The following is a 22669-nucleotide window of genomic DNA, read 5'->3' as shown; positions in this document are numbered from 1 at the left end:
AACCCGTCATCAACGTAGCGAGACATTCATGAGCGACATCCTCGACCGCATCATCGCGGTCAAACGCGAAGAAGTTCGCGCGGCCGAACAAAGCGCGCCGCTTGAAGAACTGCACCTCGAAGCGTCGTCGCGCGATATCCGCGATTTCGTCGGCGCATTGCGCGCGAAGCATGCGGCCGGTCTGGCCGCGGTGATTTCCGAAGTCAAGAAGGCAAGCCCGTCGAAAGGCGTGCTGCGCGAGAATTTCGTACCCGCCGAGATCGCACAGTCGTATGAAAAGCACGGCGCAGCCTGTCTGTCCGTGCTGACCGATGTGCAATTCTTCCAGGGCAGCGTGGCGTACCTTCAGGAAGCGCGCGCGGCCTGCAATCTGCCGGTGCTGCGCAAGGACTTTATCGTCGATCCTTATCAGATCGTCGAAGCCCGCGCGATGGGCGCGGACGCGATTCTGCTGATCGCCGCCGCACTCGAAACTTCGCAGATGCAGGACCTCGAAGCGCTCGCGCATTCGCTGGGTCTCGCAGCGCTGGTCGAAGTACACGACAGCCGCGAACTGCAGGAAGCGCTCACCTTGAAGACGCCGCTGATCGGCATCAACAACCGCAATCTGCGCACGTTCGAAACGTCGATCGAGACGACCATCGGCATGCTTGAATCGATCCCGGAAGACCGGATCGTCGTCACGGAATCGGGCATTCTGGCGCGTGCGGATGTCGAGCGTCTGCGCGCGAGGAACGTGCACACGTTCCTCGTCGGCGAGGCATTCATGCGTGCGGAAGAACCGGGCGTGGAACTTGCGCGGATGTTTTTCTAAGACCCGGCCTTAACCACACGCAACGCACGCAACACACGCAACGCACGCAACACACGCAACACACGCAACAACGCGCAAACGCAGCGGAGCAGTTCATGGGCATGGAACGCGAAATCAAACTGGCACTGCCGGTCGAGCAGGTGCAGGCAGCAGCGCAGTGGTTTGTCGCGCGGACGAAAGTCGATGGACAGCCGGTCAAGCTGGTGAACATTTACTTCGATACGCCACGGCTCACGTTGGCAAGCTCGAAAAGCGCGCTGCGTCTGCGTCAAACGCCGGACGGCTGGTTGCAAACTTTCAAAACCGTAGGTCAGGCGAAAGATGGTTTGCATAGCCGCCACGAGTGGGAGATGCCGGTGGCGGGCGAGAAGCTGGAGATCGACGCGCTGCTGCGTGAATGCGACGAGCCGACTGCAGCGGACGCCTTGCGTCAGGCGGCGTCCGCGTTGATCGAACTGTTCCGGACGAATTTCACACGGACGCTTTGGCATGTCGAATTCGACGGTTCGGAAGTCGAGGCCGCGATCGATCAGGGCGATGTGCTTGCCGAAGTGAATGGCGAGAACCGCCGCGCGCCGATCTCGGAAGTCGAGCTTGAACTGAAGTCTGGTGACGAAGCCGCGCTTCACTCGCTCGCTGCCGAACTCGGCAAGCAGGTCAAAGGCCTCGCGCCGGATAACGTCAGCAAGGCGCAACGCGGGTATCAGTTGCGAGCGCGTTGAATGCGGCGGTGCGCGCACAACGCGCCGTGTTGCCAGTCTGCTTTCTGCGCGTGAAGCTCTTGCTTGAATTACCCGCTTGCGCAACGCTTTACGGCACCGATCCCCTACCTCACGCGCTCGCGGCTTGAGCCCGACCGCGTTTGCTGCGACACTCCCCCGTCATGACCTCTGCATCCCGAACACGCTCCAATTCGTCGCAAGCCTCGTTGTTCGACGACGCTACCGCCACGCCAGCCACGCCTGCCACTCACGCAGCCGCGCAATCGCAGACGCCCGCAACCACTGACTCGCCCCCGCCCACACTCGAAGCCCAGTTCGCCGCGCTGCCCCCCGCATGGCGCACGCATCTGAAGCCGTTCATCGACAGCGACGCCTACGCGCCGCTGTGTCGTTTCGTCGACGGTGAGCGCGCGGCAGGCAAGACCGTTTATCCCGCCGACGTGTTCCGCGCATTGCGCCTGACCAGTCCCGACGAAGTGAAAGTGGTGATCCTTGGCCAGGACCCGTATCACGGCGAAGACCGTGGCACGCCGCAAGCGCATGGACTCGCGTTTTCCGTCGCACCGAACGTGCGCACGCCGCCGTCGCTGCGCAACATCTTCAAGGAAATCGCCGCCAGTCTCGGCCACGAAACGCCGCGTCATGGCTGCCTCGACACGTGGGCCAAACAAGGCGTGCTGTTGCTGAACACGGTACTCACCGTCGAGCGCGACAGCGCGGCGAGTCATGCGAAACGCGGCTGGGAAAAATGCACGGACACGCTGATCCACGAACTGGCGATGCGTCACGACGGTCTCGTGTTTATGCTGTGGGGCGCACATGCGCAGGCCAAGCGCGCGTTGCTCGGCGGCAAGTCGCATTACGTGCTCGAAGCGCCGCACCCTTCGCCGCTGTCGGCGCATCGGGGCTTTCTCGGCTGCGGGCATTTTGTGAAGGCGAACGACTATCTCGCGCAGCATGGCCGCGAACCAATTGACTGGCGTCTGCCGGACGAAGCGCAAATGCTTGCGTAATCCTCGCGGCATCGGGCATCGGTCATCAAGCACTAGGGCATCAAGCGCATCGCACACAAAAAAAACGCCACGAATTCACATTCGTGGCGTTTTTTCATTCCACCGCAATCCGCCGCATCGAAGCGGCGAGATTCAAAACTTACGCAGCGGCAATGGCTTCGCGCGCAGCAGCCAACGCAGCGCCAGCAGCGTCCGGGCCCATGTTCAGGCCTTCAGCGTAGATGAAGTTCACGTCGGTCATGCCGAGGAAACCCAGGAAGCTTTGCAGATACGGCGTCTGGCTGTCGTTCGGCGTGCCCAGATATTTGCCGCCGCGTGCCGACACGATATGGACCTTCTTGCCCTTCACAAGGCCTTCCGGGCCGTTCGCCGTGTACTGGAACGTGATGCCAGCGCGTGCGATGAAGTCGAAATACGTCTTCAGTTGCGACGAGATGCCGAAGTTGTACATCGGTGCGCCGATCACGACGATGTCGGCGGCTTGCAATTCGGCGATCAGCGCTTCGCTGCGTGCAGCGATCGCGGCTTGTTCAGCCGTGCGTTGGTCAGCCGGCGTGAAGAACGCGCCGAGGACGGCGTCGTCCAGATGCGGCAGCGGTTCGGCTTGCAGATTGCGGACGACGACTTGCGCGCCCGGATTCGACTGTTGCAGCTTTTCGGTCAGCTCGTTGACGAGCAGCGTCGAGTTCGCGCCTTGCGAGCGGGCTGCCGAGTTGATTTGCAGGATCGTGGTCATGGTTGACTCCAGTAGGGGCGCGCAGTGTTGCGCGAGTGGAGCCATTGTGTTTTTTTACCGATCCGGGAAAAAGCCATCCGGCGGCGACGGATTGTTGCACTGGTAGGACAATCCGCCGCCCGGGTCCGCCATTAATAGCGGGCGGAGTGACGATCAGCTTGCCAGCCACGCCTCGCGAGCCTTGCGCGCGGCAGCCCGTTTATCGGTGACCGCGAGCTTGTAGCGCTGCACCTCCGGCCCGTCCAGCTTGACTTGCGTCGTGCGCAGCTCGTCGCGGCGGAACGCGTGGACTTCGACTTTCGCGCCCGGTTGATAGCGCGACAACAGGCCATCAAGATTCGAGCCGGTGACGCGCAGGCCGTCGAGCGCGATCAGCACGTCGCCAGCTGAAAGCCCGGCTTTCTGCGCGGCGCTGCCTTCGTGCACAGCCGCCAGCGTGCAATCCGCGCCGCCACGCAGACGCGCGCCGAGCGACGGCTTGCCGTTCTTGTCCATTTCGGGCGTGAGCGACACGCCGAACGGCGCGAGCAACGCATCCAGTGGCAGGTCACGCGTACCGTGCACGCCTTCGGCAAACAGTTCGTCGAGCTCAGCACCGGTTGCTTCAGCGAACAGCGCTTCGATCTCGCTTTCTTCGACTCCCACCGGCTTGCCGCGATAAAAATCACGACCGAAGCGCTGCCACAGCAGACGCATCACATCGTCGAGCGATTTGCGGTTGTTGGTTTGCGCGCGAATCGTCAGATCGAACGCGAGCGCGACGAGCGAGCCCTTGGTGTAATAGCTGACGATCGCGTTCGGCGCGTTCTCGTCCTGTCGATAATATTTGACCCACGCGTCGAACGAGCTTTCGGCGACGGTCTGTTTCAGACGCCCGCTGCCGCGCTGCACGCCGCCCACCACCTTGCCGAGCAGGCCGAAATAGTCGTCCGTCGAGATCAGGCCGCTGCGTACGAGGATCAGGTCGTCGTAGTAAGACGTGAAGCCTTCGAACAGCCACAACAGCGACGTATAGTTTTCGACGCTCAGGTCATACGGCGCGAACCCGGCCGGCTTGATGCGCTTGACGTTCCACGTGTGGAAGTATTCGTGACTGCAAAGGCCAAGATAGGTCCGGTAGCCCTCGCTGGCGGCGTCGCGGCCTTGCACCGGCAAGTCGCCGCGGTTGCAGATCAGGGCGGTGGACGCACGATGTTCAAGGCCGCCGTAACCGTCGGTGACGGCCTGGGTCATGAATACGTAGCGATCGACCGGCGCCTTCCTGGTCTTGGGTTCGAACAACGCAATCTGCGCTTCGCAGATCCGCTTCAGGTCGGCGGAAAGACGCGCCATGTCCAGCCCCACCACGCGTCCCGCGATCACGATGTCGTGCGGCACGCCATGCGCGCTGAACGTCGCCAGCGCGAATTCGCCCAGTGTGACCGGATGATCGATCAGCTCGTCATAGTTCTGCGCGTGATATTCGCCAAAGCCGTAGCGCTTCGTGCCGCGCGCTTCAGGCAACGCGGTGGCAACACGCCAGCCGCGGTACGCCGCGCCTTCCGGCTTTTGAATGTCCACCACGCACTGCGCCTCTTCATGACCGAGCGGCGACAGAAACACGCTCGTGCCATTGAAAAAGCCCGTCGTATCGTCGAGATGCGCGGCGCGCACCGACATATCCCACGCGTACACCTCGTAGCGCAACGTCAGCGCGCCTTTGACTGGCGCGGCCTGCCAGCTGTGCTTATCGGTCTTTTCCACACGCACCTTGCGGCCGGCGTCGTTGGTGGCGCGCAGCGTGACGATGTTGCGGGCGAACTCCCGCACCATGTAGCTGCCTGGAATCCACACCGGCAGCATGAACCGCTGACCGGCCGGATCGGGATCGGCGACGGTAACGGTGACTTCGAACAGATGGGCGGCGGGTTGCTTCGGAACGATGGTGTAGCGGATCGGCTTCATCGGCGGCGGAATAGGATGGTGAGAGATTCGATTGAGGCGGGGAGATTCGGAGGCTTGATGCGAAAGGAGGCGCCGTACGCGCCTCCTTGTCCTTCACGTGTACGGCGGCTTCAACGCACCGCGGACATTTCCTTGTCCAGACGGTCTGCCGGCACGGCGCCCGGCAGGCGGCGGCCGTCGGCGAGGAACACCGTGGGCGTGCCGTCGACATTCATTGCATGGCCCAGCGCGAGGTTTTTGTCGATCGCGGCGGTGTCGCACGTGCCGGCGGCGGTCGGCGCCTGGTGGTCCTGCATCCACGATTCCCAGGCCTTCGCGCGATCCGTCGAGCACCAGATCGACTTCGACTTGGCGGCCGAATCCGGCGACAGAACCGGGTAAAGGAACGTATAGACCGTCACGTTATCGAGCGACTTCAGTGAGGTCTCGAGTTGTTTGCAGTACGGGCAGTTCGGATCGGAGAACACGGCGATCTTGCGCGCGCCGTTGCCCCTCACAACTTTTACCGCGTTCGCAAACGGCAGGCTCGCGAAGTCGATACGATTGGTTTCCGCCAGACGCGCTTCGGTCAGGTTCTTGCGGGTCTTCGCATCGACCATGTCGCCAAGCAGCAGGTAGTCACCGTTCGCGTCGCTATAGACGATCTGGGTGCCGAGGTTCACTTCGTACAAACCGGCAACCGGCGACTTCGTGATGCTCTTGATCGTGACGTCGGACAAACGGGTTTGCAACGTGGCTTTGAGCTTGTCGGTGGCCTGATCGGCCTGCGCCGAGCAGCCAAGCGTGGCGGCAGCGATCGCGAGTGCGGCGGCTACCATGCGGAAGGTCTTTTTCATGCTGAATTCCTGGGGTCAATCGCGTGAATTACGCGTTTTACGACGTTTCCGGTCAGACCGGAAAGGTGTCTATCCGTTCATGATACCTGTGTCGCCAGCACTGGCTGGCGGACCTCTGGTTTATCCCAACGCGGCCGACACGAGCCAACGCTTGATGAACGGTTGCGCGCCGACGAACGCCATGCCCGTATTGCGCAGAACCTTCGCAAACGGTCCGGGGACGGAGAAGAGTTTTTGCAGGCCATCGGTGGCGACCATCAGCGCGCGGATGTCTTCGCGGCGAGCCCGCTCGTAGCGGCGCAGCAGCACCATGTCGCCGAGATCGCGGAACGATTCCTTGGCCGCGACCGTCTCGGCGAGCGTGGCGACGTCGCGCAAACCGAGGTTCATGCCTTGCCCCGCCAACGGATGAATCAGATGGGCAGCATCGCCGACCAGCGCGACGCGCGGCGCGACCAGCCGGTCGACCGTTTGCAGCGCGAGCGGAAAGCCTTGCGCAGGCGTCACGCATTCGAGCGCGCCGAACTGCTCGCCGGTCACGCGCTCCACTTCGGCGGCAAGCTGCGCCGGATCGAGCGCGAGCAGTTGCTCGGCGTGCCCGGTACGGGCCGACCAGACCAGCGACAGATGACCGTCCGGCATAGGCAGCAGCGCGATGATCTCGCCGTCTTTGAACCACTGGTACGCGGTTTCGCCGTGCGGTTTGCTCGCCTTGAAATTGGCAACCACCCCGGTTTGCTTATAGTCGCGCCGATCCATTTTCGACCCGATTTGCGCACGTACCCACGAATGCGCGCCGTCCGCGCCAACCAGCAGATCGGCTTCGATCACGTTGCCGTTCGCGAGACCGACGCTCGCGCTGTCTGGTGTGAAATCGAGCGCCTGAGCGCGGGTGTCGATCCAGGTGAGATTCGGCTGAAAACGCAGCGCGGCATCCAGCGCGCGCTCGATCACCGACGACTCGACGATCCACGCCAGTTGCGGCACCGAAGCCTGAAACGCGGAAAAATGCAGTTCGGCGTGAGCGTCGCCATAGACCCGCATGTCGTAGACGGGGCCGAGCCGCGGCAGATCGAGCGCCTGCCAGACCCGCAAACGCTCGAGCAACGCCTGCGAACTCGACGATAGCGCGTAGACCCGCGAGTCGAAGGACGCACCGGCGGGCAGCTGTGCGCAAGGTTGCGCAAGCAATGCCACGCGCAGTCCGCCTTGCGTGAGCGCCAGCGCCGCGGTCTTGCCGACGAGCCCGCCACCGATCACGGCGGCATCAAAGGTCTGGTGATGTGCGTTCATCCGCGCATTATAGCTGCGGGGTGTGCGGGGGACGGATCGACCCACGCTACATTTGCGCGTTCGCAAATGGCGACGGTGCGTTCAGCGAAGGTCGTTAAATCGAGGTTCCGTCACGCGCCTCGAGGGGCTAATCAATGGGAACCTGCCGCCATCGCCGCATTGGATTCACGCAAACGCGTGAAATCGGGGTCGGTTTGCAGGGTACGCCACGCGCTCGCTTCGAGTTCGGCTTTGCGCTCACGCTGATCGCCGCGCACCGCGCAGTCAGGGAAGTAGCGGTCGTACACGCGCCACAGCGAGTCGAGGTCGTTCCGATCGGCGGATTGCGCAATGGCCGCCCGATCGTCCTGGGTCAGCCGCCCCGTCAGACAGTCGACCGTTTGCCGGTCGGAGTTTGCTTGAGCCTCGTCGAAGCCCGTTGATAGCCACGTTGCAATTGCGCTGCCTACCACTACGACGGCCAGGCCGGTTCCCACCCATCCAATGATTCGCACACTGTTTCCCCAGAAAGAGCTCTAGCGGCCCCGATTTATCGATTCTACAGTGGCCGGACCAAATGTTCAGAAGGATGCAATAACGATTCGAGCGGCGTACACAAGAGGTGTGTTGGAGTTGTCTTCACGAGCTGATTGGTGCGAGCTCGGCTGCGATGCACGCAAGTTCAGGTCTGCGGACCAGTTCGCCGATCCGAACGGGTTACAATTGCGCTTTCCGTGAAAACTCGCACTCAATCGTTGAGCCAACGCCCCGATTCGGTGACTTGTCCCGCTCCGCTGCGTTTGCCGCCGCCACGCCACCCGCGAAGGCTTTTCGAATCCCGCACACAGCGTCGAGCACATCACGCAACTTACTGATTCATCGAAGGATTTCCATGAGCCTCAAATGCGGCATCGTCGGCCTGCCTAACGTCGGCAAGTCCACCCTGTTCAATGCGCTGACCAAGGCGGGCATCGCTGCGGAAAACTACCCGTTCTGCACGATCGAGCCGAACGTCGGCATCGTCGAAGTGCCGGACGCGCGTCTGAAGGCGCTCGCCGAAATCGTCAAGCCGGAGCGCATCCTGCCGGCCGTAGTGGAATTCGTCGACATCGCCGGCCTGGTGGCGGGCGCGAGCAAGGGCGAAGGCCTCGGCAACCAGTTCCTCGCGAACATCCGCGAAACCGATGCGATCACGCACGTGGTTCGCTGCTTCGAAGACGACAACGTGATTCACGTCGCGAACAAGGTCGATCCGCTGTCGGACATCGAAGTGATCAACACCGAACTCGCGCTGGCCGACCTCGCCACCGTCGAAAAGGCGTTGACGCGCTACTCGAAGGCCGCCAAATCGGGCAACGACAAGGAAGCCGCGAAGAACGCAGCCGTGCTGGAAAAGGTCCGGGCGCAACTCGACCAGGCCAAGCCGGTGCGCGCGCTGGATCTGTCGGATGAAGAAAAGGCGACGCTGAAGCCGTTCTGCCTGATCACCGCCAAGCCGACCATGTACGTCGCGAACGTGAAGGACGACGGTTTCGAAAACAACCCGCACCTCGACGCAGTGACGAAATTCGCGTCCGCAGAAGGCGCGCCGGTGGTGGCCGTGTGCGCAGCGATCGAAGCCGAAATCGCCGACCTCGACGAAGCCGACATGGAAGTGTTCCTCGCCGACATGGGCATGGAAGAGCCGGGCCTGAACCGCGTGATCCGCGCGGGCTTCAAGCTGCTGGGCCTGCAAACCTACTTCACGGCTGGCGTGAAGGAAGTGCGCGCGTGGACGATTCATATCGGCGACACGGCACCGCAAGCCGCGGGCGCGATTCACACCGACTTCGAACGCGGCTTCATTCGCGCGCAGACCATCGCGTTCAACGACTTCATTACCTACAAGGGTGAGCAAGGCGCGAAGGAAGCCGGCAAGATGCGCGCGGAAGGCAAGGAATACGTCGTGCATGATGGCGACGTGATGAACTTCCTGTTCAACGTCTAAAGACATCAGCCACGTTGCGGCGACTGGCGACCCGGTTGTTACCGAGCCGGACCTGGTCAGTCGATCGGTCGCCGCATATGCGTTTGAAAAGCCCGCTTCTACAGCGGGCTTTTTCATTTCAAAGTCAAAAACTCAGAACAACGACTCCATCCGGGACAATGGAACGCATCGCCCTTAAGTACGCTCGTCCATTCGCAGCCTCGGCCATAGCGTTGTTGAGCCTGTCGTCCGCGTCGGCACTCGCATATGTCGCGCCGCCAACAGGCACGGCTCCCGACGAAGCCAATCTCAGCAATCACAACACCTACACCAATCGCGACGGCAATACCGTTCACGCACCGGCCCGCTCGCTGTCCGGCAAAACGCCGGAGGGTGCCACCGCGCGCTGCCGCGACGGCACCTACAGTTTCAGCCAGCACCGCAGCGGCACATGCTCACGACACGGCGGTGTAGCCGACAGGGTCTGAGGCGGGCTCTTCGGTCCCGCGCCACCGCGCACGAAACCGAAGCCCCTGCCGCCCCACCCCAACCCCGAAGTACAATGCCGTCTGAACCACCCGCCCGCGCGCGGGGCGTCGCTCAGTTCGACGTCACGCTCGATGCCGCGCCGGCGGCGCCAGGCAGTCTGCCTGGCCTTATACGCTGATACCGCTAAACAGCTAGTACCGATTACCCATCCACCCCGCGACTGCCCGCCCCCGTGCGGCCGGCGTCGTCAACGTCTATTGCAAGCAAATGGCCCAATACGTCTTCACCATGAACCGGGTCGGCAAGATCGTGCCGCCCAAGCGTCAAATCCTGAAAGACATCTCGCTGTCGTTTTTCCCCGGCGCGAAGATCGGCCTGCTCGGCCTGAACGGCTCGGGCAAGTCGACGCTGATCCGCATCATGGCCGGTGTGGACAAGGACATCGAAGGCGAAGCCACGCCGATGCCGAACCTGAACATCGGCTATCTGCCGCAGGAACCGCAACTCGACCCGAATCAGACCGTGCGTGAAGCGGTCGAGGAAGGTCTCGGCGACGTGTTCAACGCGCAGAAGAAGCTCGACGAAATCTACGCGGCCTACGCCGAAGAAGACGCCGACTTCGACGCACTCGCCGCTGAACAGGCGAAGTACGAAGCGATCCTGGCCACCTCGGACGGCAACGCCGAGCAGCAGATCGAAATCGCCGCCGACGCACTGCGTCTGCCGGCCTGGGACGCAAAAATCGAGCATCTGTCGGGCGGCGAAAAACGCCGCGTCGCACTGTGCAAGCTGCTGCTCGAAAAGCCCGACATGCTGTTGCTCGACGAACCGACCAACCACCTAGACGCGGAATCGGTCGACTGGCTCGAACAGTTCCTCACGCGCTTCCCCGGTACGGTCGTCGCCGTCACCCACGATCGCTACTTCCTCGATAACGCCGCCGAGTGGATTCTCGAACTCGACCGCGGCCACGGCATTCCGTGGAAGGGCAACTACAGCAGCTGGCTCGATCAGAAGGAAGAGCGTCTGAAGCAGGAAGAGTCGTCGGAATCGGCGCGTCAGAAGGCGATCAAGAAGGAACTGGAGTGGGTGCGCCAGAACCCGAAGGGCCGTCAGGCGAAGTCGAAGGCGCGTATCGCCCGCTTCGAGGAACTGAACAGCCAGGACTACCAGAAGCGCAACGAAACGTCGGAAATCTTCATTCCGGTCGGCGACCGCCTCGGCAATGAAGTGATCGAGTTCAAGAACGTCAGCAAGTCGTATGGCGACCGTTTGCTGCTCGACGACGTGAGCTTCAAGATTCCGGCGGGCGCGATCGTCGGCATTATCGGGCCGAACGGTGCCGGTAAGTCGACGCTGTTCCGCATGCTGACCGGCCGTGAACAGCCGGATTCGGGCGAGATCGTGCAAGGCCCGACCGTCAAGCTCGCTTACGTGGATCAAAGCCGCGACGCGCTGGACGGCTCGAAGACCGTGTTCGAGGAAATCTCCGGGGGGGCGGACGTGTTGACGGTCGGCAAGTACGAAACGCCGTCGCGTGCGTACATCGGGCGCTTCAACTTCAAGGGCGGCGATCAGCAAAAGGTCGTCGGCAACCTGTCGGGCGGTGAACGCGGCCGTTTGCATCTGGCCAAGACACTGATCGCCGGTGGCAACGTGCTGCTGCTGGACGAGCCGTCGAACGACCTCGACGTTGAAACGCTGCGCGCGCTCGAAGACGCATTGCTCGAATTCGCGGGCTCGGTGCTGGTGATCTCGCACGATCGCTGGTTCCTCGACCGGATCGCGACTCACATCCTCGCGTTCGAAGGCGATTCGCAAGTGACGTTCTTCGACGGCAACTATCAGGAATATGAAGCGGACAAGCGCGCACGTCTCGGTGAAGAGGCTGCGCGTCCGAAGCGTCTGCGTTATAAGCCAATCGCGCGTTAATTGTGAGGCGGGCGGCCTGCTGGTGGGGCGGGTCGCTTTGCTCGAATTGGTTGGCTGGTTTGGTTTGCTGGTTTGGTTTGCCGGTCTGGTTGGTCGGTCTGGTTTGGTCTGGCTAGTCCGGTTTGGTTGGCAAATTCAATTAGCCGGCCCAATCAGATCGTCGTCTCATCCGCTGCTTCACGGTTGCGTTGCCGGGCAGATGGCAGTGGCCAGAAAAGCAGCTACCTCTATCGTGACGCGCGCCCTCCACCTCTCCCATCGACGAAATGGGTGCCAGGGCACATGCGTTGCTTGCCATAGCGTGATACATGTCGTCTTGCTGGCGGAACGTCACGGTCCGTGAGAATAATCGCGTCCAACGCCGGCCAGGCCACACCACGCGCGACGTGATGACGAGGAGACAAGCATGGCGATGTCGAAGGGCAAGCGCTGGTTGATCGCCGTCGGCGGCATCCTGCTGGTGCTGATTGTCGTAGTCGTCGGTGCGCTGCAATTCGCGCAGCGGCAAGTCAAGGAGCGCGTGATCGCAGCCCTTGGCCCGCTTGGCAGCGCCGAAAGCATCGACGTCGGCCTGACCTCGGTGCATCTCACGAATGTGCTTCTGAAGGCGCCGCCCGGATGGCCGGCCGGCGATCCGCTCAGGGCGGACGAAATCACCCTCACCCCCGACATTCGCGATCTGCTCGCGCGGCGCATCCATATTCGCAGCGTGGTGGTGCGCGGCTTCGACATGGCAGTGTTGCGGACGAAAGACGGCTCGCTGAATCTGCTACCGAACCTGCGCGATTCGGTGAATAAATCGGATCAGGACACGAGCGGTGCCAGTGGCGCAGAACCCGCCACGCCGCGCGAAAAGCAGATCGATCAGATCCGCTTCGAGCAGGGCAACTTCCATTTTTACGACATGACCGTCGGACCGCCGGCCTTCAAGGTGACGGTCAGCAATGCGAACGCGACCGTCGGCAATCTCCATTTACCTGAACTCACCGAGCAGACCACCGTCGACGTCAGCGGCTCGATCAAGGGGCCGGCGCATACCGGCACGGTGTCGTTCGGCGGCTGGATCATCATTGCCAGCAGGGATTCGCACACCACCAGCAAACTGCGCGGCATCGATATCGTGATGCTCGATCCGTACCTGCTGAAAAAGGCCGGCGCGAGGGCGCAGATCACCGGCGGGACGGTCGATCTGACAGTCGAGTCGACGGTACACAACTATCAGTTGCACGCGCCTGGCAGCGTGACGGTCCACAACCTGCAACTCGCCGACAGCGACAGTCCGCTCGACACGTTCCTGTCGATTCCGACCAAGGCGGTCGTTGCCGCACTGAAGTCGCACAACGGCGACATCACGCTGCATTTCGTGCTGGATGGGAATTTGCGCGATCCGAAGTTTTCGGTGCGCGAAGGCATCATGAAGCGTCTCGGCGCGGGGTTCGCGAAGGAACTGGGCGTGAGCGTGGAAGGGGTGGCGAAAGGCGCCGGGGAGACGGTGAAGGGATTGGGGAATGCGTTAAAGAATCTGCTGGGGCAATAACGCGTGACGCGTGGGTTATTGGCGGGACGAGCTGTAAAACGCAATGGCTCGTCCCGCCAGTCACGCAAACTGCACGCTCAAACCGGCAGCCCTAACTCCCGCAACTTCGCTTCAGTCTGCGCGGCATTCGTGTGATGCACGCCATGCCAGCCAAGTGCCGTCGCGGCCTGCGCGTTCTTCAGATTGTCGTCGATGAAAACCAGCTCGCCGGGCTGAACACCCGGCATTTGCGCTTCGATTCGCTGACGCATCTCGGCGAAAATCGCCGGATCGGGCTTCACCAACTTCACCCGCCCCGACACGACGATGTCGCGAAAGCGCCGCAACACCGGGTAATGCTCCCACGCATACGGAAAGGTCTCGGCCGACCAGTTGGTCAGCCCGAACAGCGGCACATTGGCGGCCTCGAGCTTCTCCATGATCGCGACACCCTCTTCCAGCACGCCCGCCACCATCTCGTGCCAACGCTCATAGAACGCGCGGATCAGCGGTTCGTGATCGGGAAACTTCGCGATCAGTTCGTCGGTCGCTTCGACGATCGGCTGGCCCCCGTCCTGGCGGATCACCCAGTCCATCGAGCAAACGTGCGTGAGAAACCAGCGGCGTTCCGTTTCGTCCGGAATCAGCTCGCGGTACAGATACTCCGGGCTCCAGTCGATCAGCACGCCGCCGAAATCGAACACGACTGCCTTGATGGCCATGCACTCTCCGTAAAGTCAGTTGCCTGCCGCGAGCGGACGGGAATCAGATGGGTTGCGTGCGCAACGTCAGCCACGCGAGCGCGTCGCCCGACACATGCGGCGACAAGCGCGTGCGCACCGTCTCGTGATACGCGTTCAGCCACGCGCGCTCGTCGTCACGCAGCAGCGACAGTTCGAGGCAACGCGTGTCGATCGGACAAAGCGTCAACGTTTCGAACTTGAGGAAATCGCCGAATTCGGTTTTCCCGGCGGCCACGTTCAGCACCAGGTTTTCGATCCGCACGCCCCACTTGCCCGGCCGGTAGATGCCCGGTTCGACCGACGTGATCATGCCTTCTTCCATCGCGGTCCACGGTTCGGCCGGCGCGTAGTGCGAGATCACCTGCGGACCTTCGTGTACGTTCAGGAAATAGCCGACACCGTGGCCGGTGCCGTGACCGTAGTCGGCACCCGCTTCCCAGATCGGCGCGCGGGCGATTGCATCGAGCATCGGCGAACGGATGCCGCGCGGGAATTGCGCACGCGACAACGCCATCGTGCCCTTCAACACAGTCGTGAAGTCGCGCCGCTGCGCTTCGCTCGGGGTGCCGATCGGCACGACCCGCGTGATGTCGGTCGTGCCGCTCACATATTGCGCGCCGGAGTCGATCAGCAGCAGGCCGTCGCCTTCGATCACCGAATGCGATTCGTCAGTCGCGCGGTAGTGCGGCATCGCGCCGTTCGCGTTGAAACCCGCGATCGTCGCAAAACTCAGCGACACGAAGCCCGGACGACGCGTGCGCGCCGCCGTCAGCTTTTCGTCGATGGTCAGTTCGGTGATCGTTTCACGACCCAGCGCGCTTTCGAACCAGGCAAAGAACTCGGCCAGCGCGGCACCGTCCTGCTCCATCGTCGCGCGCACGTGCGCGGCTTCGGCGTCGGTCTTGCTCGCCTTGAAAAACGTGGACGGATTGACGGCCTCGACCACCTTCACCGTGGACGGCACCGATTGCAGCGAGCCATACGTGATGCGGCGCGGGTCGATCAGCAGCGTGCTGCCGGCGGGCAGTGCGGCGAGCGCGTCAGCCGTCTTCGCGTAGGGCTGCACGCTGATGCCGTCGCGCGCGAGCGCTGCGGCTAGCTCTGGGGAAACCTTGCCGTCGGCGACAAACAGCGACACGTTATCGACGCCGATCAGCGCATGCGCGACGAATACCGGGTTGTAGCTGACGTCCGCGCCGCGCAGATTCAGCAACCACGCGAGATCGTCGAGCGTGGAGACAAAGTGCCATTGCGCGCCTTTGTCGGCCATCGCGCGGCGAATCTGCGCCAGCTTCTCCGAACGCGCGACGCTCGCATGCGGCGCGGTGTGCTCAAACACCGCCGCCGCAGGCAACGACGGCCGCTGCGGCCAGATGGCTTCGAACAGATCGACATCGGTTCGCAGCTTCACGTTGCGAGCGTGCAGCGCCTGGGTCAACGCCCGCGCCGCCGCCACGCCCAGCACCGCGCCGTCGACCCCGACCGTACCGCCCTCCGCGACGTTCTGCGCGAGCCAGTCGACGTGCGGCGCGGTTTGCTGGCCACCGGTCATCTTCATGAGCTGGACGCCGGTGCCCGCCAGTTGCGCGTTGGCCTGTTCCCAGTAGCGGCTGTCGGTCCAGACGCCCGCGAACCCGGCGGTGACGACGAGCGTGCCCGCCGAGCCAGTGAAGCCTGACAGCCACTGTCGGCCTTGCCAGCGGCCCGGCAGATATTCGGACAGATGCGGGTCGGCGGACGGCACCAGATAAGCGGCTACACCTTCGCGTGCCATGGCTTCGCGCAACGTCGCCAGACGTTCGGGGATGGAGGAAGTTTCGGGGAGTCGGGCATTCATCGGAGTCACCTGCAAGTATTCATCGACGGGAAAACAAGCCGACCGTCACGGCAACGGCGATTAACGAGACGGCGGCGCAAACCGGCCATTCGAGCGTATCACCATCATGGAAAAGACCGGTCACATTGCCCGCCATGCGCGCGACGCCCGCGCCCAGAAGACCTGCCAGTAAGGCAATCCACCAGTGAGCACGACTTGATCGGCGCAGCGGATGCAACCACCAGCCGGCGAGGCCAATGACGACGCCGAGTACCACAATGCCGGGCCATCCCATTAACGATCAGCCTCGCGCATTTTCAGATTTGTCTCATGGAAGCAGAGGGCCAAGACATCTAGCATTTTTGTCTCATTAACTCGTGAAGTTCGGCACGGCGCTTTCCGCATAGCGGTTGAGTTTAGGGGTCGGGGTGAGGTTAGGCAAGTTGTCAGCCTGATGGATAAGCCCGGTTCCAGTCATTGCCAGGCTGAAACCGCGCCATGCGAATCGCCCTTATCGAACCCGACTTGCAGCATGCCCGAGTGGTCGACCGGCTGGTTTTTGCCGGCGGCCACGCGTGCCGGCACTTCACCGCGAGCGCGCCGTTCCTGCAATGCGCGCAGATCGATTTCTTCGATCTTCTCATCACCGAAAACTGGGCCGGCGACCATTGCGCCGAAGACGTGATCCCGCGAGCCCGGGCGATCCTGCCGGACTTGCCCATTATCGTGCTGCTGCCGGAGCCGCGCGAAAGCCAGATTGTCACCGCCCTGCATGCCGGCGCCGACGACTGCCTGAGCAAGCCGGTGCGCGGCCCCGAAATGCTGGCGCGCATCCACGCGTTGATGCGCCGTGCGGGGCTGCGGCGGCCGGCTAACCGGCGGCGGGACGTGATCGGCGGTTACTCGTTCGACGCGGCGCATTTCGCGGTTGCCTTCCGCGATCGCACAGTCGTCCTCACGCCGAAGGAATTTCGCCTCGCGCTACTGCTGTTCAATAATCTGGCGCGGCCGGTTTCGCGCGTGCATATTCTTGAAACTGTCTGGACACGTGGCCGCGACGTGCCGTCGCGCACCGTCGACACACACGTTTCGCGCGTCCGGGCCAAATTGGAACTGCGTCCAGAGCTCGGCTATTGCCTGATACCGCTTTACGGCTACGGCTATCAACTCGACGCGATCCCGTCGGAGCTCCCTGCAGTGCCCGCTTGACAGGTGGAAGATGTGGAAATCGTGGAAACGCTATAATATTGGGCTAAACCATAGCTCCCCAAAATGCAGCTTCTAACGATCGGAATCAATCACCACACTGCGCCTGTCGCCCTGCGCGAACGCGTGGCGTTTCCGCTCGAACAGATCAAACCTGCACTGGACACGTTCAAAAGCGTCTGGCTGGGCCGCACGGCCCGCACGGCGCCGGAAGCCGCAATTCTGTCCACCTGCAACCGCACCGAACTCTATTGCGCGACCGACGACCAGGCCGCGCGCGAAGCTGCGGTCCAGTGGTTTTCGAAATACCACAATCTTCCTATCGACGAACTCGCGCCGCACGTGTACGCGCTGCCGCAGTCGGAAGCGGTGCGCCACGCGTTCCGCGTTGCGTCGGGGCTCGATTCAATGGTGTTGGGCGAGACGCAAATCGTCGGACAAATGAAGGATGCGGTGCGCACCGCGTCTGAAGCCGGCGCACTCGGCACGTATCTGAACCAGTTGTTCCAGCGCACTTTTGCGGTCGCGAAAGAAGTGCGCAGCACGACCGAAATCGGCGCTCAGTCGGTTTCGATGGCCGCCGCCGCGGTTCGGCTCGCGCAGCGCATTTTCGACAAGATCTCGAACCAGCGCGTGCTGTTCATCGGCGCGGGCGAAATGATCGAATTGTGCGCCACCCACTTCGCCGCGCAGCATCCGCGTGAACTGGTGGTCGCCAACCGTACAGCCGAGCGCGGTTCGCGTCTTGCCGAGCGCTTCAATGGCCGGGCCATTCCGCTGTCGGAACTGCCGTCTCGCATGCATGAATTCGACATCATCGTGTCGTGCACGGCGTCCACGCTGCCTATCATCGGCCTGGGCGCGGTCGAGCGCGCGGTGAAAGCCCGTCGTCACCGGCCCATTTTCATGGTCGATCTGGCCGTTCCGCGCGACATCGAGCCCGAAGCCGGCCAGCTCGAAGACGTGTTCCTCTATACCGTCGACGACCTCGGCGCGATCGTCCGCGAGGGCAATGCCTCGCGCCAGGCCGCAGTCGCGCAGGCCGAAGCGATCATCGAAACGCGCGTGCAGAATTTCATGCAGTGGCTCGACGCGCGCAGCATCGTGCCGGTGATCCGCCATATGCATACGCAAGCCGACGTGCTGCGTCGCGCCGAAGTTGAACGCGCGCAGAAAATGCTCGCGCGCGGCGACGATCCGGCCGCGGTGCTCGAAGCGTTGTCGCAGGCGCTCACCAACAAGCTGATCCACGGTCCCACGCACGCGCTCAATCGCGCGAGCAGTGACAACCGTGACACGCTCATCGAACTGATGAGCGGTTTCTACAAACATTCGGGTTCCACCGAGCGTTAGCGGCGCAACCAGCGCCGCGCTGTCCGCGCCGCCCGAGAGTGGCGCGCGACGTGCCTCCGACTCGGGCATCCGCCCACTCCCCTAGTCGCCGTCCTCCGGAGTTCGCTCCGATACCGCTCCGATACCGATACCCGTCCGATGAAAACGAGCATGCAACGCAAGCTCGACCAGCTGACCATAAGGCTGGCCGAACTGAACGACCTGTTGAGCCGCGAGGACGTCACCTCGAATCTCGATCAATACCGCAAGCTGACGCGCGAACACGCGGAGCTTGGTCCGCTGGTCGAGCATTACGCGCTGTGGCGCAACGCGATGAACGACGCGGAGACCGCGCAGGAATTGCTGACGGACCCGTCGATGCGCGATTTCGCGGAAGAGGAAATTCGCGCGGCACGTGACCGGATGGAGCAACTCGGCAGCGAATTGCAGAAGATGCTGCTGCCGAAAGACCCGAACGACGACCGCAATATCTTCGTCGAAATCCGCGCGGGGACGGGCGGTGACGAGTCCGCGCTGTTCGCCGGCGATCTGCTGCGCATGTATCTGCGCTATGCCGAGCGGAATCGCTGGCAGGTCGAAATGATGTCGGCGAGCGAGTCGGACCTGGGCGGCTACAAGGAAGTCATTGTGCGGATCGCGGGCGAAGCCGCGTATTCGAAGCTCAAGTTCGAATCGGGCGGCCATCGCGTGCAGCGCGTGCCGGCTACCGAAACGCAGGGCCGCATTCACACGTCGGCGTGTACAGTCGCCGTGATGCCCGAGGCCGATGAAATCGGCGAAGTCGAGATTAATCCGGCCGATCTGCGGATCGACACGTTCCGCGCGTCGGGCGCGGGCGGTCAGCACATCAACAAGACCGATTCGGCGGTACGCGTCACGCACTTGCCGACTGGCATCGTCGTCGAATGTCAGGACGACCGCTCGCAGCACAAGAACAAGGATCGCGCGCTGAAGGTGCTGGCCGCGCGCATCAAAGACAAGCAGTCGCACGAACAGCAGGCGAAGGAAGCCGCCACGCGCAAGAGCCTGATCGGCTCGGGCGACCGTTCGGAGCGGATTCGCACGTATAACTTCCCGCAGGGGCGCCTGACCGATCACCGGATCAACCTGACGCTGTATCGCCTCGACGCGATCATGGACGGCGATCTGGACGAACTGATCGCGGCGCTGGTCAGCGAGCATCAGGCCGAGTTGCTGGCCTCGCTGGGCGATGCGGATTGAGCGGCCGATAAACCGATGACTTCAGCTACGCCGGTCACTCCCACCGCGCTGCTGCGCGGCTCGCCATTGCCGCCGCTCGAAGCGCGCATTCTGCTCACGCACGTGCTCGGCTGGCGGCCAACGCAGCTCATTACGCGTAGCGATGAAGCGCTCGATGCAACGAAGGTCGGCCAATTCCGGGCGCTTGAGGCTCGCCGCGTGGCCGGTGAGCCGGTCGCGCAACTGGTTGGCACGCGAGAATTCTTTGGCCTGAGTTTCGAAGTGACGCCCGACGTGCTGATTCCGCGTCCTGAAACCGAGTTGCTGGTCGACACCGCGCTGGCCGCGATGGAGCGGATCTCGCGTCCACGGGTGCTCGATCTCGGCACTGGCACGGGTGCGATTGCGGTGGCGATTGCATCGACGCGACCCGACGCACACGTCTGGGCGCTCGACCGTTCGGCCGAAGCGCTGGTGGTCGCAACACGCAATGCCGCTAGTCTGCTGGACGCTAAACGGCCAGGCGGCGCTCCGCTCCTGGCTCAAAGCGACTGGTACGATTCGCTCGACACCTCGTTGCGCTTCGACGTCATCGTCAGCAATCCGCCGTATATCGCGAATGGCGACCCGCATCTGTCGGAAGGCGATCTGCGCTTCGAACCGCGCGGCGCGCTCACCGACGAAGCCGACGGCCTTAGCGCGATCCGCAAGATCGTCGCTGGTGCACCGGCACGTCTCGCGAACCATGGCGTGTTGTGGATCGAGCACGGTTACGATCAGGCCGAAGCCGTCCGCGAATTGCTAACGGTGCAAGGATTCTCGCAAGTCCGGTCGGAGCGGGATCTTGCCGGTATCGAACGGATTAGCGGCGGTGTGTGGCTCGGCTAGCGGGCCGCATCACTGCACGGCACGGCGCGGCGCTTCGGTGTGAAGTCCTACCGCAGGCAAACCAGTCGAGCGGCAATGCTGCGAAGCGCCCCTCGGCCGGCCGATCCGAAATCCGCTATCATTTCAGCCTACTCCCCACACATCACGGAACCGCAAGGTCAGTCATGGATACGCAACAACGCATCAAGCAAATCGTCGTCGACAACAACGTCGTCCTCTTCATGAAGGGCACCGCCCAGTTTCCGATGTGCGGCTTTTCCGGCCGTGCGATCCAGATCCTGAAGGCATGCGGCGTCGGCGAAATCAAAACCGTCAACGTCCTCGAAGACGACGAAGTCCGCCAGGGCATCAAGTCGTTCTCGAACTGGCCGACCATTCCGCAGCTTTACGTGAAGGGCGAGTTCATCGGCGGCTCGGACATCATGATGGAAATGTACGAATCGGGCGAACTGCAGCAACTGTTCGCCGCGGCCTGATCGGCCTCGTTCGGACGTTTGCCCCCCAAGCTTCCCCGATAAGGCGCCGCGAACCATGGAAACACGCGCTGCGGCGCCCCGCCGGCTGATCGTCGCGATCACCGGCGCTACCGGCGCCATCTACGGTATCCGGCTGCTTGAAACGCTGCGCAGGCTCGGCGGCGTCGAAAGCCATCTGCTGATTTCGAGCGCGGGCTGGCTCAATATCCAGCACGAACTCCAGTTGAGCAAAGAAGACGTGCATCCGCTCGCGGATGTCGTTCATTCAGTGCGTGACGTCGGCGCGACTATCGCGTCCGGCTCGTTTGCCACCGACGGCATGGTCGTCGCTCCCTGTTCGATGAGAACGCTCGCGAGTGTCGCGCACGGCTTTTCCGACAATCTGATCACCCGCGCCGCCGACGTCACGCTGAAAGAGCGCCGCCGCCTCGTACTGCTCGTGCGCGAAACGCCGTTCAACCTCGCGCATCTGCGGAATATGACGGCGGTGACTGAAATGGGTGGTGTGATCTTCCCGCCTCTCCCCGCCTTTTACAACCAGCCCACGTCCATCGACCAAATGGTCGATCACACCGTTGCGCGCGTGCTGGATCTGTTTGCGCTCGGGCCGGCTTTGTCGCCTGCATGGGCGGGGTTGCGCGGTCCTCAGGAATAACGCGGCGCCACCTCTCGGCCAGGACTGTCAACTCGATTGACAACAGTGGCGACACAATCAATTCTATTTTCGCCCGTTTATTAAACATAGGTGCGGGACTATATTGATAGCAACCCCACTTTTGCGCCGCGCCCACGCGGCCGCGTTGCTGCCATGAACCACCTGCCTTCGCTTTTCCTGTCGCACGGCGCACCTACATTGCCGATCGACCCGTCAATGCCATCCGCCGAATTCGGCGCGCTGAGCGCGCAGCTGCCGCGTCCCGAAGCCGTCTTGATGCTGTCGGCTCACTGGGGCACCGCGCAGCCGGTGGCGAGCATATCCACGGCGCCGGAGACCATCCACGACTTCTACGGTTTCCCGCGTCAGCTGTATGAGATCCAGTATCCGGCGCCCGGTGCGCCGGATGTCGCGCGCCGGGCCGCCGTGCTGCTGGGCGACCACGGCGTCCTTGCGGACGTCCAGCCGCACGGACTCGACCACGGCGCATGGGTACCGATGCTGCTGATGTTCCCGAGCGCCGACCTGCCCATCGCCCAACTGTCGATTCAGCCGCACAAGGACGCCGCGCACCACTTCCGCGTGGGCCGCGCGCTGCGTGCGCTGAAGGACGACGGCGTGATGGTGATCGGTTCCGGACAGATCACGCACAATCTGCGCGCCGCCGATTTCTCCGCCCGACCGGAAGACGCCGACCCGCGCGTCACGGAATTCACCGCCTGGTTCGAAGACCGGCTCGTCGCGCACGACATCGACGCGTTGCTCGATTACCGCCGCCAGGCGCCGCACGCGGTGCTGATGCACCCGACCGACGAGCATCTGCTGCCCGTCTTCGCCGCGCTAGGTGCCGCCGACGACGATTATTCGCTCGGCATCCAGTCACTCGGCACATTCCAGCGCTCACTGGCCATGACGAACTACGTGTTCGGCACTGCCTGATCCAACGGCTCTTTCGCCCTCGCAAAACGAAAAGCCCGCCTGTGAACTGCACCCCAAAAGTTGGACACCCGTCCAACGATTTGGGGTGTTTTTTCATGAGCAGACATAGTGCGCAGTTCAAGCGTCGGGTTGTCAAAGACTATCTTTCAGGCC

General features: G+C 62.8%; 22 protein-coding genes. 14 read left to right on the top strand and 8 right to left on the bottom strand.

From position 1 onward, the window contains the following. The first annotated feature begins 28 nt into the window (after window positions 1–28). The 3 genes from trpC (at window position 29) to LMG28727_RS33295 (ending at window position 2549) form a co-directional block, all read left to right on the top strand. Entirely contained in the window at window positions 29–814 is a 786-nt protein-coding gene (gene trpC, locus LMG28727_RS33305; RefSeq protein WP_201646554.1) for an indole-3-glycerol phosphate synthase TrpC, read from the top strand. Between the two features lie 95 nt (window positions 815–909). Then, the gene (locus LMG28727_RS33300) at window positions 910–1536 is read left to right on the top strand and encodes a CYTH domain-containing protein (protein ID WP_201646553.1); all 627 of its coding nucleotides are present in this window, start codon (window positions 910–912) and stop codon (window positions 1534–1536) included. 161 nt (window positions 1537–1697) lie between these two features. Next, complete coding sequence (locus tag LMG28727_RS33295; RefSeq protein WP_201646552.1) at window positions 1698–2549, top strand: uracil-DNA glycosylase; 852 nt, start codon at window positions 1698–1700, stop codon at window positions 2547–2549. A 139-nt stretch (window positions 2550–2688) separates the two neighbouring features. Here the strand turns inward: LMG28727_RS33295 and LMG28727_RS33290 are convergent, their stop codons facing one another. The 5 genes from LMG28727_RS33290 to LMG28727_RS33270 form a co-directional block, all read right to left on the bottom strand. Then, the gene (locus tag LMG28727_RS33290; protein ID WP_201646551.1) at window positions 2689–3285 is read right to left on the bottom strand and encodes an FMN-dependent NADH-azoreductase; all 597 of its coding nucleotides are present in this window, start codon (window positions 3283–3285) and stop codon (window positions 2689–2691) included. Window positions 3286–3438: 153 nt separating this feature from the next. Beyond that, window positions 3439–5229: a M61 family metallopeptidase gene (locus tag LMG28727_RS33285; RefSeq protein ID WP_201646550.1), complete on the bottom strand. Its 1791-nt coding sequence runs from the start codon at window positions 5227–5229 to the stop codon at window positions 3439–3441. A 110-nt stretch (window positions 5230–5339) separates the two neighbouring features. Next, window positions 5340–6065: a DsbC family protein gene (locus tag LMG28727_RS33280; protein ID WP_201646549.1), complete on the bottom strand. Its 726-nt coding sequence runs from the start codon at window positions 6063–6065 to the stop codon at window positions 5340–5342. Between the two features lie 120 nt (window positions 6066–6185). Continuing rightward, a complete protein-coding gene (locus LMG28727_RS33275; RefSeq protein ID WP_201646548.1) occupies window positions 6186–7358 on the bottom strand; it encodes a UbiH/UbiF family hydroxylase in 1173 nt (390 codons plus the stop codon). Between the two features lie 131 nt (window positions 7359–7489). Then, window positions 7490–7852 carry a hypothetical protein gene (locus tag LMG28727_RS33270; RefSeq protein WP_201646547.1) on the bottom strand — a complete coding sequence of 121 codons (363 nt, stop codon included), beginning with the start codon at window positions 7850–7852 and terminating at the stop codon, window positions 7490–7492. A 377-nt stretch (window positions 7853–8229) separates the two neighbouring features. On the opposite strand from LMG28727_RS33270, the gene ychF reads away from it, so the two are divergent. The 4 genes from ychF (at window position 8230) to LMG28727_RS33250 (ending at window position 13261) form a co-directional block, all read left to right on the top strand. Further along, window positions 8230–9324 (top strand): redox-regulated ATPase YchF, encoded by a 1095-nt coding sequence (ychF, locus tag LMG28727_RS33265; protein ID WP_201646546.1) that lies wholly within the window; start codon window positions 8230–8232, stop codon window positions 9322–9324. Window positions 9325–9482: 158 nt separating this feature from the next. After that, the gene (locus tag LMG28727_RS33260) at window positions 9483–9791 is read left to right on the top strand and encodes a DUF3761 domain-containing protein (protein ID WP_201646545.1); all 309 of its coding nucleotides are present in this window, start codon (window positions 9483–9485) and stop codon (window positions 9789–9791) included. 268 nt (window positions 9792–10059) lie between these two features. Beyond that, window positions 10060–11724 (top strand): energy-dependent translational throttle protein EttA, encoded by a 1665-nt coding sequence (gene ettA, locus LMG28727_RS33255; RefSeq protein WP_201646544.1) that lies wholly within the window; start codon window positions 10060–10062, stop codon window positions 11722–11724. 406 nt (window positions 11725–12130) lie between these two features. Further along, the gene (locus LMG28727_RS33250) at window positions 12131–13261 is read left to right on the top strand and encodes a DUF748 domain-containing protein (protein ID WP_201646543.1); all 1131 of its coding nucleotides are present in this window, start codon (window positions 12131–12133) and stop codon (window positions 13259–13261) included. A gap of 77 nt (window positions 13262–13338) precedes the next feature. Here the strand turns inward: LMG28727_RS33250 and LMG28727_RS33245 are convergent, their stop codons facing one another. Genes LMG28727_RS33245 through LMG28727_RS33235 form a run of 3 tightly spaced genes read right to left on the bottom strand, consistent with a single transcriptional unit; the run spans window position 13339 to window position 16094 of the window. Further along, window positions 13339–13962, bottom strand: coding sequence for an HAD family hydrolase (locus tag LMG28727_RS33245; protein ID WP_201646542.1), 624 nt, complete (start codon window positions 13960–13962; stop codon window positions 13339–13341). 43 nt (window positions 13963–14005) lie between these two features. Further along, on the bottom strand, window positions 14006–15820 hold the full coding sequence (locus LMG28727_RS33240; RefSeq protein ID WP_201646541.1) for an aminopeptidase P family protein: 1815 nt from the start codon (window positions 15818–15820) through the stop codon (window positions 14006–14008). A 19-nt stretch (window positions 15821–15839) separates the two neighbouring features. Next, on the bottom strand, window positions 15840–16094 hold the full coding sequence (locus LMG28727_RS33235) for a hypothetical protein (RefSeq protein ID WP_201646540.1): 255 nt from the start codon (window positions 16092–16094) through the stop codon (window positions 15840–15842). Window positions 16095–16297: 203 nt separating this feature from the next. Here LMG28727_RS33235 and LMG28727_RS33230 point away from each other — a divergent pair, with 203 nt between their 5' ends. From LMG28727_RS33230 to LMG28727_RS33200, 7 genes are all read left to right on the top strand, one after another. Further along, window positions 16298–17008: a response regulator transcription factor gene (locus LMG28727_RS33230; RefSeq protein WP_201646539.1), complete on the top strand. Its 711-nt coding sequence runs from the start codon at window positions 16298–16300 to the stop codon at window positions 17006–17008. 63 nt (window positions 17009–17071) lie between these two features. Further along, window positions 17072–18358 (top strand): glutamyl-tRNA reductase, encoded by a 1287-nt coding sequence (gene hemA, locus LMG28727_RS33225; RefSeq protein ID WP_201646538.1) that lies wholly within the window; start codon window positions 17072–17074, stop codon window positions 18356–18358. Window positions 18359–18496: 138 nt separating this feature from the next. Next, window positions 18497–19579 (top strand): peptide chain release factor 1, encoded by a 1083-nt coding sequence (gene prfA / locus LMG28727_RS33220; RefSeq protein ID WP_201646537.1) that lies wholly within the window; start codon window positions 18497–18499, stop codon window positions 19577–19579. A gap of 15 nt (window positions 19580–19594) precedes the next feature. Next, window positions 19595–20446 carry a peptide chain release factor N(5)-glutamine methyltransferase gene (prmC, locus tag LMG28727_RS33215; RefSeq protein WP_201646536.1) on the top strand — a complete coding sequence of 284 codons (852 nt, stop codon included), beginning with the start codon at window positions 19595–19597 and terminating at the stop codon, window positions 20444–20446. 164 nt (window positions 20447–20610) lie between these two features. After that, window positions 20611–20922, top strand: a complete 312-nt coding sequence (gene grxD / locus LMG28727_RS33210) for a Grx4 family monothiol glutaredoxin (protein ID WP_201646535.1) — start codon at window positions 20611–20613, stop codon at window positions 20920–20922. A gap of 55 nt (window positions 20923–20977) precedes the next feature. Next, the gene (locus LMG28727_RS33205) at window positions 20978–21577 is read left to right on the top strand and encodes a UbiX family flavin prenyltransferase (RefSeq protein WP_201646534.1); all 600 of its coding nucleotides are present in this window, start codon (window positions 20978–20980) and stop codon (window positions 21575–21577) included. Between the two features lie 153 nt (window positions 21578–21730). Beyond that, window positions 21731–22516 (top strand): DODA-type extradiol aromatic ring-opening family dioxygenase, encoded by a 786-nt coding sequence (locus tag LMG28727_RS33200; RefSeq protein ID WP_201646533.1) that lies wholly within the window; start codon window positions 21731–21733, stop codon window positions 22514–22516. The last annotated feature ends 153 nt before the right edge of the window (window positions 22517–22669 follow it).

It is taken from the genome of Paraburkholderia metrosideri, from assembly GCF_904848625.1.
In the GTDB taxonomy this organism is placed as follows: domain Bacteria; phylum Pseudomonadota; class Gammaproteobacteria; order Burkholderiales; family Burkholderiaceae; genus Paraburkholderia; species Paraburkholderia metrosideri.
The sequence above is the reverse complement of the archived record's forward strand: the minus strand, read 5'-3'. Positions and strand labels throughout refer to the sequence as shown.